The following is a 14,569-nucleotide window of genomic DNA, read 5'->3' as shown; positions in this document are numbered from 1 at the left end:
TGGAAGCTGTGTAAGGGTTACTATTTATAGCGTCCAAGTTTCGGGGCGCAGTTCACCATGAGGAGCGGGGCTTTTCGTGTTCAAGGTTCTGAGTTCTCGAGGCTAGTTCCAGTACTGCATAAGAGCGTTCAGGGTCCTCGACGGGCCTGAATCATTTAATCCAGACAAAGCACTCAGAATCATGATGATCAGGGCGACGATACCAATGAAAATGCATAGCCCCAGCCCGTTAAGAAGCAGACCACCGATGGCGCGCTTACCGTATCGTCGTGCCACGAACGCCTGCCAGATACCCAAGATGTTTAGCAATGGGGCAGTGAGAGCCAGGAGTGAACCGATTTCATAGCCATAGGCAGACCACCGAAACCCTAGAACGAAAGACAGCGGGCCGAGGAAGCCAAAAAGTAGGGAAAATTTCGCTGCTCTTTTACCGGCTTGCTCCCTCTGCACGTCGGGAGGTAGTAGCTCGCTTACAGATTGTCCCCAGTCGTCCGTACTGTCAGCGTCGGACTGCACGCTGTTGTTCGCCTGGTAGATCTTGGCGTATTCGGGGTTGTTATCGAAGGCTTCATTGTTTTGGGGTAGCTGCGACATCGCATCCACAACCTTTCAATACCGGGTGTTACGTGTCTATCGAAGTAAGAGAGCGTTCAGGCTCCTCGACGGGCCTGCATCATTGAAGCCGTACAGAGCAAACCCAATCATTATGATGAAGCCGACGATGGCGATGACAATGACCATTCCTATCCCGCTGAGAAATAGACCCACGTTGGCGTCCTCACCGTGCTGTCTTGCCACTCGTGCTTGCCAGAGACCCAAGAGGTTCAGTAACGGCGCAGCAATGATTATTGGCATGCCGATACCAAAGCCATGGGAAACCCACCAAAACGCTAGGGCGAGAGTAAGCATACCGAAGACACCGAAAATCAGGGAGAGATGTGCGGCTTTTTCACCAGCGCCCATCTTCCACACGCTCGGAGAGAACTCACTCGCGGGTAGCGGCTGGCCGTCCGTACCAGACTGCACGCTGTCGCTCCCCCGGTGGGGCTTGGCGTATTCGGGGTTGTTATCGAAGGCTTCACTGTTTTGGGGTAGGTGCGACATCGCATCCACAACCTTTCAGAATCCATACACGTTAGTTGGTGCGCCACACCCACAGTGTCCAGGCGTTCACGAGCACGAAGCTGACGATGGCAACCCAGCTCAATACGCGACCCGCGGCAGGAATCGCACCGTAGCGATCTGCTTCCTTAGCCTTCCACAGACCAAGAGTACCCAGCACAACAGACGGAATACCGAAAAGCCACCAGCCCCATACCGCAACGCTGACAAGACTGAGCACGCCAAAGGCAAGTGAGAGTTGGGATGCGCGTTCCCCCAAATCCCGTTCAAAAGACTCTCTTCTCTTCTGTGAGAGCGGTGTCAGCGGGGGCCGACTATCAGGGTCGTAGCGGTCATTCGGGTTGTAGTCATCATAGTGTTCGCTCGTGCTTTTATTCTGCTTCAACCCTTTGTACCCAAAGCTTGAGTCAAAGGGGTTGGGCTCTTGCAGGTAGTAGGACGACATCGCATCCACGACCTTTCAATACCGGGTGTTAACTTCACCCTAGACCTCCCCCACCTGGGGAACAAGCATGTCGAGCCCAATCCAGGAAACACACGGCATACATACAGCAAAGCCCCGCGCCTCACCATGAGGAACGGGGCTTTCGTGTGCCCTCCAGCGAGGGCGAAAGTATTTAGAAAAGCGTCAACATCTGTACAGTCTCCACGAGCTTAGAATTTGCGGCAGAATCCGAAAGAGCCAGCATAATCGCCAGCAGCATACCGCCACCGAAAAGCACCAAGAACATGCCACCAATGGCTACGCCAATCCAGTTCATGATGCGACCAGCCGAAGCAGCCGCGCCGTAGCGCTCCGCCTCGTTCGCCTTGAAGATACCGATAACACCCAGAATCAGGGAGGGCAGACCGAACATCCACCAGCTGAGAGTCGCAATACAAGCCAAGCTGATAATACCGAGCACCGTGGAAGTCTGAGCAGCCTTCTCACCGGCAAGCTGCTCGGGAGTCTTGTGAATGATACCCACGGGAATCATCATGGGCTGACCGTACTGGTACTGCTGCTGGTACTGCTGACCGTACGGGTCGTACTGATTCTGGCCGTACGAGTCTTGCCCATACGAATTCTGACCGTACTGGTCGTAGGAGTACTGATCATAAGAGCCCTGGCCGTACTGACCGTATGAACCCTGCCCGTACTGTCCGTACTGGGTATTCTGCCCATACTGACCGTTCTGGTTGTACTGCTCGTTCAGACGGTTGTAGTCCGGGTTGTAGTCGTAGGGGTCAGCGCCCCGCGGATTCTGAGACATGGCATCTCACTTTCGTACGGCTGGTGTGTGTTAAACCTAATTCACCCTAACCCATGAATGGGACGGGTACAACTAAGCCCGTTATGCAACCCCGCACAATGGCACTTTGATGCACTGGGCACGGGCTTTACAGAGCGCACAAAAGCCCGCGTGCGCACAGGGCGCTCGCGGGCTTTCACAAACTATAAAACCGCTTTGAACAGTCTGTTCTAGTACTTTACAAAAATCTTCAGAACGAGCATCAGAAGAATACCGACGATACCGAGAATGGTGCCGGTAATAGCCATACCGCGGTTCTTCAGCTCGGGGTTATTCATAGCCAGGCGACCGGTCACAATTGCCACAACACCAAGGATGTAGCCGAAGATGAACAGGCCCACGATGCCGCTCACCAGAGAGACAATGGACAGGGTCTGCGCCTTCTTTGCCTGAGCCTGCTGCTCGGGGGTCGGGACCGACTGACCGTACGGAGCCTGCTGACCATACTGGGGTGCCTGCTGGCTGAACTGGGGGTCCTGGTTGAACTGGGGCTGGGGGTTGTTGGGGTTTTCAGACATGATTTCTCGCTTCGCTGAGTGATGAGGTGCCTCTGATGTGCTGGATCGGAAGATAAAACATCAGAGGTGCCCTCTATTTATCGGTTGGACACATGCAGTGTATCGAAAATGTGTATGAGCCTCAATGTTTACAACCGGTAGTCCACGCCTAGAGGCCTACCTCCCCTGCCTACGCCTCACCTGCTACACAAGCCGAATTGACCAAGCGCAAAACAGCCTATATTCTTATAGGGATGCGCTCACGAGCGCACCGTGGAGACGTGCCAGAGCGGCCGAATGGACTTCACTGCTAATGAAGGGTCGGGGTTAAACTCGACCGGGGGTTCAAATCCCCCCGTCTCCGCCACTAAAAGCCCCGTACCGGTTGGTACGGGGCTTTTGCTATGCCCACTATATTCGGGCGCGAAGTCTAGAAGCTCCTGACCTAGAAGTTCTTAAAATCCACGAGGCGCGCATCCGCACCATCCAGCAGAGCCCACTCCCCCGGTACCTCAAACACCGCAATGGAAGAGGGCGGGAAGCCATAGTACACATCCATGGACGCATTCGGGTCAGAATCGGGGCTCATCAGACGCTGCGCGGCATCCTGCACACCGGGAAGATGCGACACCACCATCAGAGAATGAACATTCTCAGAAACACTATTGATACGCGCAATGATGCGGGACGCAGACACCTCATACAGTCCCTCATCCAGATGAGCAGTAGGCGCCTTCGCCCCCAAACCATCCGAAACCCAGGTCGTCGTCTGGCGAGTACGCAACGCCGACGACGACATAATCTGCTCCGGAATATAACCGCGCGAAGCCAACCAGGCACCAGCAGCGGCAGCCTGCTCATGACCGCGCTTCGTCAGCGGGCGATCAAAATCATTCAGACCCCAATCAGCCTCCGCATGGCGCATAATAATCAGACGCTTAACCCCGCGGCGGTGCGAGCCAGATGCAGTGTTGGAAGAATTTTCAGCCATACACCCATTCTATCTAGAGGGCGCCAACACGTGCTGCACACCGCCACGTGAACGAGCCCCGCAGACACAAGCAAGCGGGCACAAGTAAGCAGGCATAAGTAAACCCCGGCGCACCGGCATCACGCCAGCACACCGGGGTGCACTCTACAGAAGCTAAATTCTGTACACGCTAAATCGAGTATTCCGGAGCAGCCCAGACAACGACCTCGGGGTGCTCAAAGAAGCGGTAGCCCTGACCGCGCACCGTACGCACGGTACCCGACAGGCGGCCCAGCTTCGAACGCAGACGACGAATATGCACGTCAATCGTACGCTCGTGCGGATGCTCGTCACCCGAGCTCCACAGCGCTTTCAGCAGCTCTTCACGACCCACGGTACGGGAAGAATTCTCTACCAGGTGCGCCAGCAGCTCGAATTCCTTGAAGGTCAGCATGAGCGGCTCACCGTCCAGGAACACCTCGCGGCGCGCCAGGTCAATCAGAACGCCCGAGGAGTGGCTGTTCGTGGTCTCTGCTTCGCGGGCGACATTCGCCTCCGGATGCATGTACATTGCGGTCGGATCGCCGAGCGCATTACGCACCACCTCAAGGTCGCTACCCTCAGCGTTCACGGGAGCCAACGCCACAGCAGCGTAGGACTCCGACTCGGGTGCCAGATGGTGTGCATAGGTGCGCAAATCCTGAACGATACGCACCAGGGAGGTGCCGTTTGCAGCGGCAAGTTCCTCATTCAAACCCACGTAAAGCACGAAGCCGCGTGCCTCATTTTCCTGAGCCTGCTTGTGGGCAGGGTCGCCAGCTGAGAAAGTCATCGGACGCAACGTTGCGGCCTGAGCAGCGGGACGCTGAGGCTGCACGACCTGGCGCTTAGCGGCGCGGCCGCGCTGGGAGATGTGGACATATCCAGGTACAGCACCTGACATGGTTCAACCTTCTCTCAAAGTCTGTGTACGGGATCCCAGTCGTACATGGTGTGGGATGCGCCGGAAGTGACGCCGAGTCAAACAGTCCCCAATACCTGTTTGAGTCTCAATCCTCATACTTAATATTTCTCCTATTTGACGGATAAATCAAGCGGATTCAGCATAGTGGATATACCTCTGGCGGTAACAGGAGTACAATACCCCGCCCTATTTTGGGAGGTTTCAAGCAGAGCGTGAGGCTTTTAGCTTTTTTCTCACATAAATATTCACGGTTTCTGTTATGTATGGGTCATACCCTGCATTTTCATGTGAGGCTGTGAATACGCTTGAAGTTTTGAAGCACCCCAGACACCCAATTGTGTTACTTGTCACACTATAGGTGAGGTGTTCCCAAAGCCCACACCGATACCCAGCAGCACCATCGCCACCCAAGCCCCGGACGCATTAGACACGCACCGCCACACCGCGGCACGCAACCCACCGAATACTCACAAGACGTAGCAAAGCGCCTCCGCACATACATATGCAGAGGCGCCCGCTCACCGTAAGCAAATAAGCTCGCTCAGCCAGGCTATTACTCAGCCAGACCGTACAGACGGTCACCGGCGTCGCCCAGACCCGGAATAATGTACGCCTTCTCGTTCAGACGCTCATCACGAGCAGCCAAGAACAGGTCAACATTCTCCATGCCCTCAACACCCTTCTCCAGAGCAGCAATGCCCTCAGGAGCAGCAATCAGACACACACAAGTCACAGACTCAGCACCGCGCTTACGCAGGAACTTAATAGCCTCAATCAGAGTGCCACCGGTAGCCAGCATCGGATCCAGCAGGTACACCTGACGGCCAGTCAGGTCCTCCGGCAGACGCTCAGCATAAGTCACAATATCCAGGGTCTCCTCATTACGAGCCATGCCCAAGAAGCCAACCTCAGCGGTCGGAACCATGCGAGTCATACCCTCCAGCATGCCCAGACCAGCACGCAGAATCGGAACAACCAGCGGCTTCGGATCAGCAATACGAACACCGGTAGTAGTCGCCACCGGAGTCACAACCTCAACCTCTTCCACGCGGATCTCGCGAGTCGCCTCATAGGCAAGCAGAGTCACCAGCTCATCAACCAGCTGACGGAAAATCGGGGACGGAGTGTTCTTATCACGCAGAACACTAATCTTGTGAGAGACCAGCGGGTGGTCAAGAATCTTAATACGCATAATACGATTTTACCCAGCCCCGAAACCGCAAGCACCGGGAAAGCCCCCGAAGTGGCACACACCCTATAAAACACAGTAAATACCACCGCACAAACACCCACCAACGCACCCGCCAACACCACCCCAAAACAATCCAGGCATGCAAAAACCCGCCGAGACGAATCTCGACGGGTTTTCGTTGGTGCGGTGGTGGAGGGATTTGAACCCCCGTTGGCTTTTACACCAAACATCATTTCGAGTGATGCACCTTCGGCCGCTCGGACACACCACCAACAGTGGAAAACTATAGCACACCCCCAACAGGAGGGCAAGAACGAGCCCACATATAGTGCGCGTACGGCAGCCGGGTGTCGCCTCTTTCACGGCCCCTTTAACCGTGCCCTTTTCGACACCCGACACCGAAGTCCCGGCTACGTCCGCAGACCACAAAAGGTCCGACTAATGACGGATATACCCATCTACAACCAGCATGACAGCACGCGTTGCATCCTCAGCATTGCGCTCCGCCTGATGCACTTCACGATCCATGGCAAGCATATAAATCGCGCCGAACATAGAGATCGCAATCGCACGAGGATTCTGAGCGGTATCAACCGTATAGCGGCGAGCCACAGCCTCCGTCATCTCCTCCAAATAATTCAGAAGATCCAAACGGTTATCGCTCATCGCCTCGGTCCAACCATCCGCGCCCTTCCACGCCTCCGCAAGCCACATCCGAGTAAAACCCGGACGGTCCTCAAGATACTGGAACGCGGCACGAATAGCACTCCGCAACGCCTCACGCGGATCAGAATGAACCGACGCCGCGCGACGCGCATCGCTCAGCAGCAACTGCGTGCCGTACTGGACCAGCTGATCCACCATGGTCTTCTTAGAACCGAAATTGTAATAAACAGTTCCCTTAGAAACACCCGCCCGGGCAGCCACCTCTTCAACAGTGGCGTACTCAAGCCCCTTCTGGGTCATGATATCCATGGCAGCGTTGAACAACTTCAACTGAGTTTTACCAGTACGGCCGGGACGACGACTTGCAGCTTCAGCGACTGGGCGCTGCAACATCAGAAGTCCTCCCTCCCTTTTTGCAGATATATCTCTATTTTATTAGACAGTTTTCCCCGGTGCTAGCCAGCAGAGCGCCTAAACCTCAATCTCCGGCGCAAGCTTCTTCAACGACCACGTACGATCACGACGCGTGCCCAGGTAACCCAGCAACAAACCAGCCAGACCCCACAGAGTCAACACCAGCATGATGCCCCACAGGCTCGACTCATTAATGCCATACGCCAAACGACGCGTGCCCGTCACCGCATAACCCATCGGGAAGAAGTCATGCATCCAACGAATCGACTCCGGCAGAGTCTCATACGGCATCGTGCCACCCGCAGTAATCAACTGCAGAATCAGAATCACCAACGCCACCAGCTTGCCCGGCGCACCCAAGATCACCGTCAAACCGTGAATGAAACCAGTAAAGACCAGAGCCACATAGCAGAGGAACAGCCACACCAGCCACGGGTGAGCCATCTCAAAGCCCAAACCGAACTTAATCACGACAAACATCAGAGTCGCCTGAGCAATACCCACCAGGCCAAACGGCATCCAGCTACCGAGCATCACACGAATCGATGGAGCATGCGAAGCCAACGCGCGGTTATTCATCACGCGCAGCGTCTGAACCAGCATCAGGCCGCCAATCCACAGCGCCAGACACATGAAGAACGGGCCCATGCCCTCACCATAGTTACGGCCCGACGCCAGCGACTCATGCGACAAAGTCACAGGGTTCGACATCGTATCCGCAACCTTCGCCTGATCAGTCGGCGCAAGGCTCGGAACCTGCTTAGCACCAGAAGCCAGACCGCTCTCCAGCGACGAAGTACCATCCTTCAACTCGGAAGCACCATCATTCAGCTGAGTAGAACCATCAGACAGCTTCGCCGTACCATCAGAAAGCTTCGACGCACCATCCTTCAGCTCATTCGCGCCATCAGCCAGCTTCTGCTGACCCTCAACCGCAGACTGCTCCTTCTCCGCCAAAGTACCGCTACCATCCTTCAGCTCGGCAGTGCCGTTCTTCAAAGAATCAGTACCCTCCTTCAGCTCAGAAGCACCACCGGACAGAGTCGCAGAACCACTCGCAAGGCTCGAAGCACCCGAAGCAATCTTGGAATTACCATCCGCCAAAGTCGCCGAACCCGACGCCAACGAGGATGCGCCCGCATCCACACGAGCGGCACCATCAGCCACCGACGAAGCGCCCTTCGCCAACGACGAAGCACCAGAATCCAGCGAATCCACGCCAGAAACCAAAGTCTGAATCTTCGCCGCAGTCGACGACGTACCATCAGACACACAATGGCTCGACTTCAACGCGCTCAACTTCGACAGGGCATCAGCAGCGGCAGCATCACGAGTAGCCAGATGCGACTGCAGAGCCTTCTGATTCAGCTCAGCAACCTCATTCTTCGTCTCCTCAGAATCAACAGCCGCCACCAGCTGATCAGCCTGCTCCTGAGTCAACGTACCCGCCTCAACCAGCGGAGTCACCCGAGCACGAACCTTCTGCGCACTCGCAGACACCACAGTATTCGACAAGTCACGACCAAAATCGCCACTACCAGCAGAAGTATCCGTCTCATGCAGGCGCATGCACATCGCGTTCAGCTCAGCCGGCAACTCACGAATACCAGCCTGATCCATACCCGAACGCAGCTGATGAATACCCGACGCCAAATCATTAGCGCCCTTCGCAACCGCCGCCGAACCATCCTTCAAGCTCGCAGTACCTTCAGCCAGGGTCGCCGCGCCGTCCTTCAGCTTCGATGCACCATCAGAAGCAGACGCCGCCGCCGAAGCCAAAGTCGACGAACCATCCTTCAAACTCGAGGCACCATCAGCAAGCTTCGACGCGCCAGAATCCAGCTTCGCGGCGCCCGAATCCAAAGTCGACACACCATCAGCAAGCTTCGCGGCGCCCTCCGCCAACTGCTTCTGACCGTCCAACAGCTGGGACTGGCCATCAGCCAGGGAGGAGGTGCCATCCTTCAGCTTCACGGCACCATCATTCACCGTGGCGGTACCATCCTTCAGCTGAGTGATAGCGTCAGCCAGCTTCACCGTACCGTTATTCACCTTCAACGCACCATCAGCGGCCTCACCCATCTTCGAATGGATGGTCGTGAAGCTAGCCAACAGCGAATTAGCCGTCGAATTACCGACCTTCTCAGCCACCGAATCACGCACCGCAGTGCCCGCCTTCGTGACAATATTCGTCAGCACATAGTTATTCGCGTCATTCGTAATGACCTCAATACCCGCCGAACGCGCATCAATAGTGCCCGTCTTACCGTCAGCATCAGGCTTGAACGAACCGGCACTCTGCAAATTGCGGGAAAAATCCTTCGGAATCACCATCGCAAAGTCATAAGTACCGTTCTCCACGCCCTCGACAGCCTCAGCACGAGTCTGTACCTGACGCCAATCAAACGTGCCAGCATCCAGAAGATTCTTCTTCACGTCATCACCGGTATTCACCCGCTGACCCTCAGAATCCGTCGCGCCCTCATCCTCAACCACGAGAGCACCCACAATGCCGTTCACATTGCCGTAAGCATCCCAGTTACCGTACAGGTACAGGGCACCGTACAACAGCGGAATACAGGACATAGCAAGCAGCACCAGAACCGGCAAAACACCGCTGGTCAGGCGCTTAAGCTCAACAAGAGCCACACGCAGAACAGTCATTCTTACTCCTTCTCAGCGCTTTCGCCATGTTCGGGGGATTCAATCGAAGACTCAACATCCTCAGCAGAGGTCAGCTGCTCCTCCTCAGGGGCGCGACCAACCACAGCACGCGCACCATGCCACGATTCAGAAATATGCGGAACAACAGCCACCACAGTGCGAGGGTGATCCTCATCAGCGGCAAGCTCCTCCAGGAAGGGAAGCCACATATAGGTATGGTTCAGGTGGCGCGAGGGCGTATCAAAAACCAACAAATCAGACGGGCTATGTTTCGCCAAAGCAGCCATCAGCTCAATATTCATCTCGCCGCTAATCTCGTCCATCCACAGGCCGTCCAGCTCCTCAAGGCCGCGTTCCTTCAGCCAGCGGCTCGCGCGGGAACGACCAAAAATCGGCAGATTATAGGAAAGCATCTCCGACACGTAATCGTGCACACGCATATGCTGCTCGGGAGCGGTCACATCAGGAGAGTCCACCACGCTGCTGAGAGCACGCAGACGCTTCATCGAAATACGGCGGGGCTCTTCATCACCCGTGCTCCAGCTAATCGTGCCGCCGGAGAGGGGGAGGCGACCAGTCAGCGCCAACGCAAGAGAAGTACGCTCCAACTGGCTATCCGCCTGAACAATAATGACTTCACCCTCGCCCACTGAGAAGGTGGTGCGGTCAAAAAGCGGAGTGTGGCGCCCTTTTGCCCAAATATTGTCAACGCTTAACACGGTTAAATCCCCTCAGAGAATGGATGATTCGGGTGAGTTTCTGGGAGCCCTCAGCAGACTGTGCGCGGGGTGTTAATTTCAATCGCGGGCAGACGGAGGCTCCAGTGCCTATATATGGTAGACCCCGACATGTGTGATGTAGTGGGCTTTTTGCTCGAAATTGGGTACCAATTTTGAAATTTTTGAAGTATTTTTCAAATAAATGGGTGGTTTCGTACAAATAACGTGGAAAGCCACGCGTTCTCACGCAGCTTTCCGCGTTATACAAAACAGTTTCTGAGGCGACACCACGGGTGACAGCTAGGGGCGGCGTTCCTTAAAGAAGTCCACCATCAACTGCGCACACTCATCAGCACGCACCCCCGCATACACCTCGGGAGCTGGAGCAACCCTGCCGTCACGCAGTACATCATAACGACTACCGGCAGCGCCAGTCTTCTCCTCCCAGGCACCAAAAACCACCGTCGAAACGCGCGACGCCAAGATCGTGCCGGCACACATCAGGCACGGCTCAACCGTCACGACCAGGGTGCACCCGTCCAGGCGCCATTGCCCACGATGTGCCGCCGCCTGACGAATCGCATTCACCTCCGCATGGGCGCTAGGGTCGTGCTCCTGCTCGCGGGTATTGCCCGCCGAACCGATAATGATACCCCGCTCATCCACCACCACGGCACCGATAGGAATCTCTCCACGCTCACCTGCGGCGGCACCCTCAACGAGGGCACGCACCATCCACTCGCGGTGTTCGGGGCGAGCGGGAATATCGCTGAGCGCAGCGGAGGAACCGTCAGTGACCGTTAATTTTGAATATTCCGAATATGACATAAATCCTCGTCAGGGGAATAACTGAAGCATTACCGAGCGCGACTAGTGAGTAGCAGCCAAAGAGAAAGGATACACCGCAGAGGCACCCGCCAGTCGTAGCTCACGCGCCACCGCAGTAAACGCCCAGCGTGAATCCACCACATCAGAAACCAGCAGAACCGGGCACTGATGCTCACGCACGTAGTCCAGAACCTCAGCAGGAACCCGGTACGAGCGCAACACGTCCGCGCAACGGAACGCGCTATTGCCGCCAAAGAAACGGGGCTCATCCACCAGAGAAACCTGACCCAAATCCACCAGGCGACCCACCGACGCCAGTCCCCGTCCCAAAGACTGAGTCAAGCGCGGACGCACCGGCGACGGCAGAGTCAGCACAGCCACCGGACGACCCGCCTCAGACCATTCCCAAGCGGCAAGCACCTTCACGCAGGCGCGACCCAGCTCGGCAGGAACCTCAGAATCAACCGGCTCACCCAGCTCATTCGTCGCCAGAAGCTCACGCAGGCGAGTGCCGTACCCCATGTCGCTCAGACGCGCCAACGCATAACCGGGTTCAGCCTGCTCCTCCGGGCGGATACGACCGCGCGGTGCATCCGCACCCATCAGCTGATCCAACCCGCTCGGCCACATGCGACGCGGCTGCAACGGCACACCGACCGTGTTGAAGCTGCTCTGTGCCGCCTGCAGCGCCTCAGTAGGGACCTCCACCGGGTACCAGGGGCCCGCGCACACATCGCAACGGCCACAAGCGGTAGCGGAAGCATCATCAAGCTGCTGAGCTAGGAAAAGCATACGGCACTGACTAGTGCGTTCATACTCCAGCATAGCGTTCTGCTCCAGCACACGCGCCTGCGCCACCGCCGCATAGCGAGCGTTATCGTACCGCCACGGCGAAGAGGTTCGACGCCAATAGTTGCCTTCCTTCACGACGGCACCCTCAACATCCAGCACCTTCAGCAGAAGCTCCAGGGTGGATCGGCGCAGCTGAACGCGCGCCTCCAAAGCGGTAATGCTCAATCCCTCCGGGGACTGAGCCAGGGCATCAAGCACCGCCAGCGCCTGCTCCTCGTTAGGCATGGAGGCGGTCGCAAAGTACTCCCAAATGGCGCGGTCTTCACGACCGGGCAGGAGCAAAACATCCGCATTGGCGGCGCCTCGACCGGCACGACCAATCTGCTGGTAGTAGCTCACCGCAGATGACGGCGCACCCAGGTGCACAACAAAACCCAAATCAGGCTTATCAAAACCCATACCGAGGGCACTCGTCGCAACAAGAGCCTTCACCCTGTTTTCCTTGAGTGCCTGTTCTGCAACCAGGCGCTCATCCGGGTCGGTTTTACCCGTGTAGGCGAGCACCTCGTAGCCGCTGGCGCGCAGAGCGTTTGCGGTATCTTCTGCCGCAGAAACCGTCAGCGCATAGATAATGCCGGATCCGGGCAGGTCGTTCAGGTGGGTGAGTAGCCAGCCGATGCGTTGCGCCTCATTGGGCAGGGTGAGCACGCCCAGGCGCAGGGACTCGCGGGATAGCGGGCCGCGGATTACGTGCACGGGGGCGGTGTCAGTGCTGAGCTGTTCGGCGATATCGCGGCTCACACGGTCGTTCGCGGTTGCGGTAGTCGCCAGCACCGGCACACCCTCCGGCAGAGACTTAATGAGCGAACCAATGCGTCGGTAATCGGGGCGGAAGTCATGACCCCAGTCAGAAATACAGTGCGCCTCATCAATGACGAGCAGACCCAGGCGCGGCAGCAGGTACGGTAGCCACTGCTCGCGGAATGCCGAGTTGTTGAGGCGTTCGGGGCCCACCAGCAGCACGTCAAGCTCATCAGCTTCGAGGCGGGTGCGGATCTCGTCCCATTCGGTGACATTCGCGGAGTTTACCATTGCAGCGCGCACTCCCGCGCGGGATGCCGCCTCGACCTGATCACGCATCAGGGAGAGCAGCGGGGAGACAATAAGCGCCGGACCCATACCGCGGGCACGCAACAGCAGGGAGGAGATGAAGTAGACGGCGGACTTACCCCAGCCGGTACGCTGCACCACCACAGTGCGGGCTCGGTCAGCGACGAGGGCACGAATCGCCTCGTACTGGCCATCGTGGAACTCAGCATCAGGAACGCCGGTGAGGCGGCGCAACACTTCGCGGGCTTCAGCGTGCAGAGGGTCAGAGTGCAGGGAATCAGCGCGCGGGGAGTCCGCGGGGCTAGAAGCTGACTGCTGGGGGTTCATGGTTCTCTCCAACGGTGGGTGGTTGGGGTCATCGCTACGCCGCGACGCGCCGTGCTCTCTTCCCATCATGTCACACCCCGTATCGCACGGCTCTGCTGATGGTCATTTCTTGGGGAGGCATGCGAGCGCCGCGTCACCTCGCGTAGTTTCGCTGTGCGAGTGGGGAGATTTACGCCTCGCTCACCCGTGCGTCCAGCGTAAATGCCGGTAGAATTGTGCCAGTAATACACAGCCTCCGCATAGTTATGCGCAATGTTCACCATAGGTACGCTTTCTATGCTGGTGTTACTCCGCCGCCGATCCGTGTGTGCGGTCCACTCACAGTTCAGGATTTTTCATGACTTTTCTTGCCACCGCTTTGGCGCATCTTCCGGTTGCGCTCTTGGGCCTCGACCTTGAGCAGTTCCTGCTCGATACCGGCCCCTGGGTTCTGGTTGTTTCGGCAATTATCGTATTTATTGAGTCCGGTGTTCTTTTCCCGGTTCTTCCGGGTGACTCCCTGATTTTTGCTCTGGGTATGCTTCATGAGCAGATGGGCCTGTCCCTGTGGGTTGCTTTCCCGGTCCTGGTGCTGGTTGCTATTGCTGGCGCTGAGGTTGGCTACCAGATTGGTGCCCGTTACGGCCGTAAGATCTTCAAGGATGACGCGAAGATTCTGAGCACTAAGAACTTGCACACTACCGAGGAGTTCTTCCAGAAGCGCGGTAGCTTGGCTCTGGTTCTGGGTCGTTTCGTGCCGATTGTTCGTACGTTTGTGTCTCTTGCGGCGGGTATTTCTTCGTACGACCGTAAGAAGTTCCACCTGTGGAATGTTGTTGGTGCGGTTGCGTGGATTGGTTCGATTGGTCTGGCGGGTGTGCTGCTGGGCGGTATCCCGTTCGTGCACAACAACATTGAGTACATTGCTGTGATTATTGTGGCGGTTTCTGTGGTGCCGGTTATTATCGAGTACCTGCGTGGCCGTTCGAAGGCGAAGCAGGAATCTGCTGAGTAATACGTGAGTCCTTCTCGG

14 protein-coding genes and 2 tRNA genes are annotated in these 14,569 nt (G+C 56.8%); 2 read left to right on the top strand and 14 right to left on the bottom strand.

The window, feature by feature from the left end:
• Positions 1–102 precede the first annotated feature (102 nt).
• The 5 genes from RWZ58_RS03420 to RWZ58_RS03400 all read right to left on the bottom strand — a co-directional run bounded on the left by RWZ58_RS03420 (position 103) and on the right by RWZ58_RS03400 (position 2,932).
• Entirely contained in the window at positions 103–594 is a 492-nt protein-coding gene (locus RWZ58_RS03420; RefSeq protein ID WP_314075646.1) for a hypothetical protein, read from the bottom strand.
• Positions 595–630: 36 nt separating this feature from the next.
• On the bottom strand, positions 631–1,113 hold the full coding sequence (locus RWZ58_RS03415) for a hypothetical protein (protein WP_314657414.1): 483 nt from the start codon (positions 1,111–1,113) through the stop codon (positions 631–633).
• A gap of 22 nt (positions 1,114–1,135) precedes the next feature.
• Positions 1,136–1,576: a hypothetical protein gene (locus tag RWZ58_RS03410; RefSeq protein WP_314657412.1), complete on the bottom strand. Its 441-nt coding sequence runs from the start codon at positions 1,574–1,576 to the stop codon at positions 1,136–1,138.
• Positions 1,577–1,739: 163 nt separating this feature from the next.
• Positions 1,740–2,375, bottom strand: a complete 636-nt coding sequence (locus tag RWZ58_RS03405) for a DUF4190 domain-containing protein (protein ID WP_298698937.1) — start codon at positions 2,373–2,375, stop codon at positions 1,740–1,742.
• 209 nt (positions 2,376–2,584) lie between these two features.
• Positions 2,585–2,932: a DUF4190 domain-containing protein gene (locus tag RWZ58_RS03400; protein WP_314657411.1), complete on the bottom strand. Its 348-nt coding sequence runs from the start codon at positions 2,930–2,932 to the stop codon at positions 2,585–2,587.
• A 254-nt stretch (positions 2,933–3,186) separates the two neighbouring features.
• On the opposite strand from RWZ58_RS03400, the gene RWZ58_RS03395 reads away from it, so the two are divergent.
• Positions 3,187–3,278, top strand: a tRNA-Ser gene (locus RWZ58_RS03395).
• Between the two features lie 78 nt (positions 3,279–3,356).
• Here RWZ58_RS03395 and RWZ58_RS03390 read toward each other — a convergent pair.
• From RWZ58_RS03390 to RWZ58_RS03350, 9 genes are all read right to left on the bottom strand, one after another.
• Complete coding sequence (locus RWZ58_RS03390) at positions 3,357–3,902, bottom strand: histidine phosphatase family protein (RefSeq protein WP_314075649.1); 546 nt, start codon at positions 3,900–3,902, stop codon at positions 3,357–3,359.
• Between the two features lie 169 nt (positions 3,903–4,071).
• Entirely contained in the window at positions 4,072–4,824 is a 753-nt protein-coding gene (locus tag RWZ58_RS03385; RefSeq protein ID WP_070832201.1) for a winged helix-turn-helix domain-containing protein, read from the bottom strand.
• 574 nt (positions 4,825–5,398) lie between these two features.
• Positions 5,399–6,037 (bottom strand): uracil phosphoribosyltransferase, encoded by a 639-nt coding sequence (upp, locus tag RWZ58_RS03380; RefSeq protein ID WP_070832204.1) that lies wholly within the window; start codon positions 6,035–6,037, stop codon positions 5,399–5,401.
• Between the two features lie 184 nt (positions 6,038–6,221).
• Positions 6,222–6,308 (bottom strand) — tRNA-Ser (locus RWZ58_RS03375).
• Positions 6,309–6,475: 167 nt separating this feature from the next.
• Positions 6,476–7,096: a TetR/AcrR family transcriptional regulator gene (locus RWZ58_RS03370; protein WP_070665911.1), complete on the bottom strand. Its 621-nt coding sequence runs from the start codon at positions 7,094–7,096 to the stop codon at positions 6,476–6,478.
• 78 nt (positions 7,097–7,174) lie between these two features.
• Positions 7,175–9,781, bottom strand: coding sequence for a YhgE/Pip domain-containing protein (locus RWZ58_RS03365; protein ID WP_314657408.1), 2,607 nt, complete (start codon positions 9,779–9,781; stop codon positions 7,175–7,177).
• 2 nt (positions 9,782–9,783) lie between these two features.
• Positions 9,784–10,500 (bottom strand): multidrug ABC transporter ATPase, encoded by a 717-nt coding sequence (locus tag RWZ58_RS03360; protein WP_314657406.1) that lies wholly within the window; start codon positions 10,498–10,500, stop codon positions 9,784–9,786.
• Positions 10,501–10,800: 300 nt separating this feature from the next.
• A complete protein-coding gene (locus RWZ58_RS03355; protein WP_314657404.1) occupies positions 10,801–11,328 on the bottom strand; it encodes a nucleoside deaminase in 528 nt (175 codons plus the stop codon).
• 42 nt (positions 11,329–11,370) lie between these two features.
• The gene (locus tag RWZ58_RS03350; protein ID WP_314657402.1) at positions 11,371–13,557 is read right to left on the bottom strand and encodes a RecQ family ATP-dependent DNA helicase; all 2,187 of its coding nucleotides are present in this window, start codon (positions 13,555–13,557) and stop codon (positions 11,371–11,373) included.
• 337 nt (positions 13,558–13,894) lie between these two features.
• Here RWZ58_RS03350 and RWZ58_RS03345 point away from each other — a divergent pair, with 337 nt between their 5' ends.
• Complete coding sequence (locus RWZ58_RS03345; protein WP_070507274.1) at positions 13,895–14,551, top strand: DedA family protein; 657 nt, start codon at positions 13,895–13,897, stop codon at positions 14,549–14,551.
• Positions 14,552–14,569 lie beyond the last annotated feature (18 nt).

The organism is uncultured Rothia sp. (assembly GCF_963544205.1).
In the GTDB taxonomy this organism is placed as follows: domain Bacteria; phylum Actinomycetota; class Actinomycetes; order Actinomycetales; family Micrococcaceae; genus Rothia.
This window is presented reverse-complemented; position numbering and strand designations above follow the sequence as displayed.

Bases quoted from the DNA above. Each gene is read 5' to 3' on its own strand.
- RWZ58_RS03420 (WP_314075646.1), bottom strand. From the start codon at position 594: ATGTCGCAGCTACCCCAAAACAATGAAGCCTTCGATAACAACCCCGAA.
- RWZ58_RS03405 (WP_298698937.1), bottom strand. From the start codon at position 2,375: ATGTCTCAGAATCCGCGGGGCGCTGACCCCTACGACTACAACCCGGAC.
- RWZ58_RS03400 (WP_314657411.1), bottom strand. From the start codon at position 2,932: ATGTCTGAAAACCCCAACAACCCCCAGCCCCAGTTCAACCAGGACCCC.
- RWZ58_RS03390 (WP_314075649.1), bottom strand. From the start codon at position 3,902: ATGGCTGAAAATTCTTCCAACACTGCATCTGGCTCGCACCGCCGCGGG.
- RWZ58_RS03385 (WP_070832201.1), bottom strand. From the start codon at position 4,824: ATGTCAGGTGCTGTACCTGGATATGTCCACATCTCCCAGCGCGGCCGC.
- upp (WP_070832204.1), bottom strand. From the start codon at position 6,037: ATGCGTATTAAGATTCTTGACCACCCGCTGGTCTCTCACAAGATTAGT.
- RWZ58_RS03370 (WP_070665911.1), bottom strand. From the start codon at position 7,096: ATGTTGCAGCGCCCAGTCGCTGAAGCTGCAAGTCGTCGTCCCGGCCGT.
- RWZ58_RS03365 (WP_314657408.1), bottom strand. From the start codon at position 9,781: ATGACTGTTCTGCGTGTGGCTCTTGTTGAGCTTAAGCGCCTGACCAGC.
- RWZ58_RS03355 (WP_314657404.1), bottom strand. From the start codon at position 11,328: ATGTCATATTCGGAATATTCAAAATTAACGGTCACTGACGGTTCCTCC.
- RWZ58_RS03350 (WP_314657402.1), bottom strand. From the start codon at position 13,557: ATGAACCCCCAGCAGTCAGCTTCTAGCCCCGCGGACTCCCCGCGCGCT.
- RWZ58_RS03345 (WP_070507274.1), top strand. From the start codon at position 13,895: ATGACTTTTCTTGCCACCGCTTTGGCGCATCTTCCGGTTGCGCTCTTG.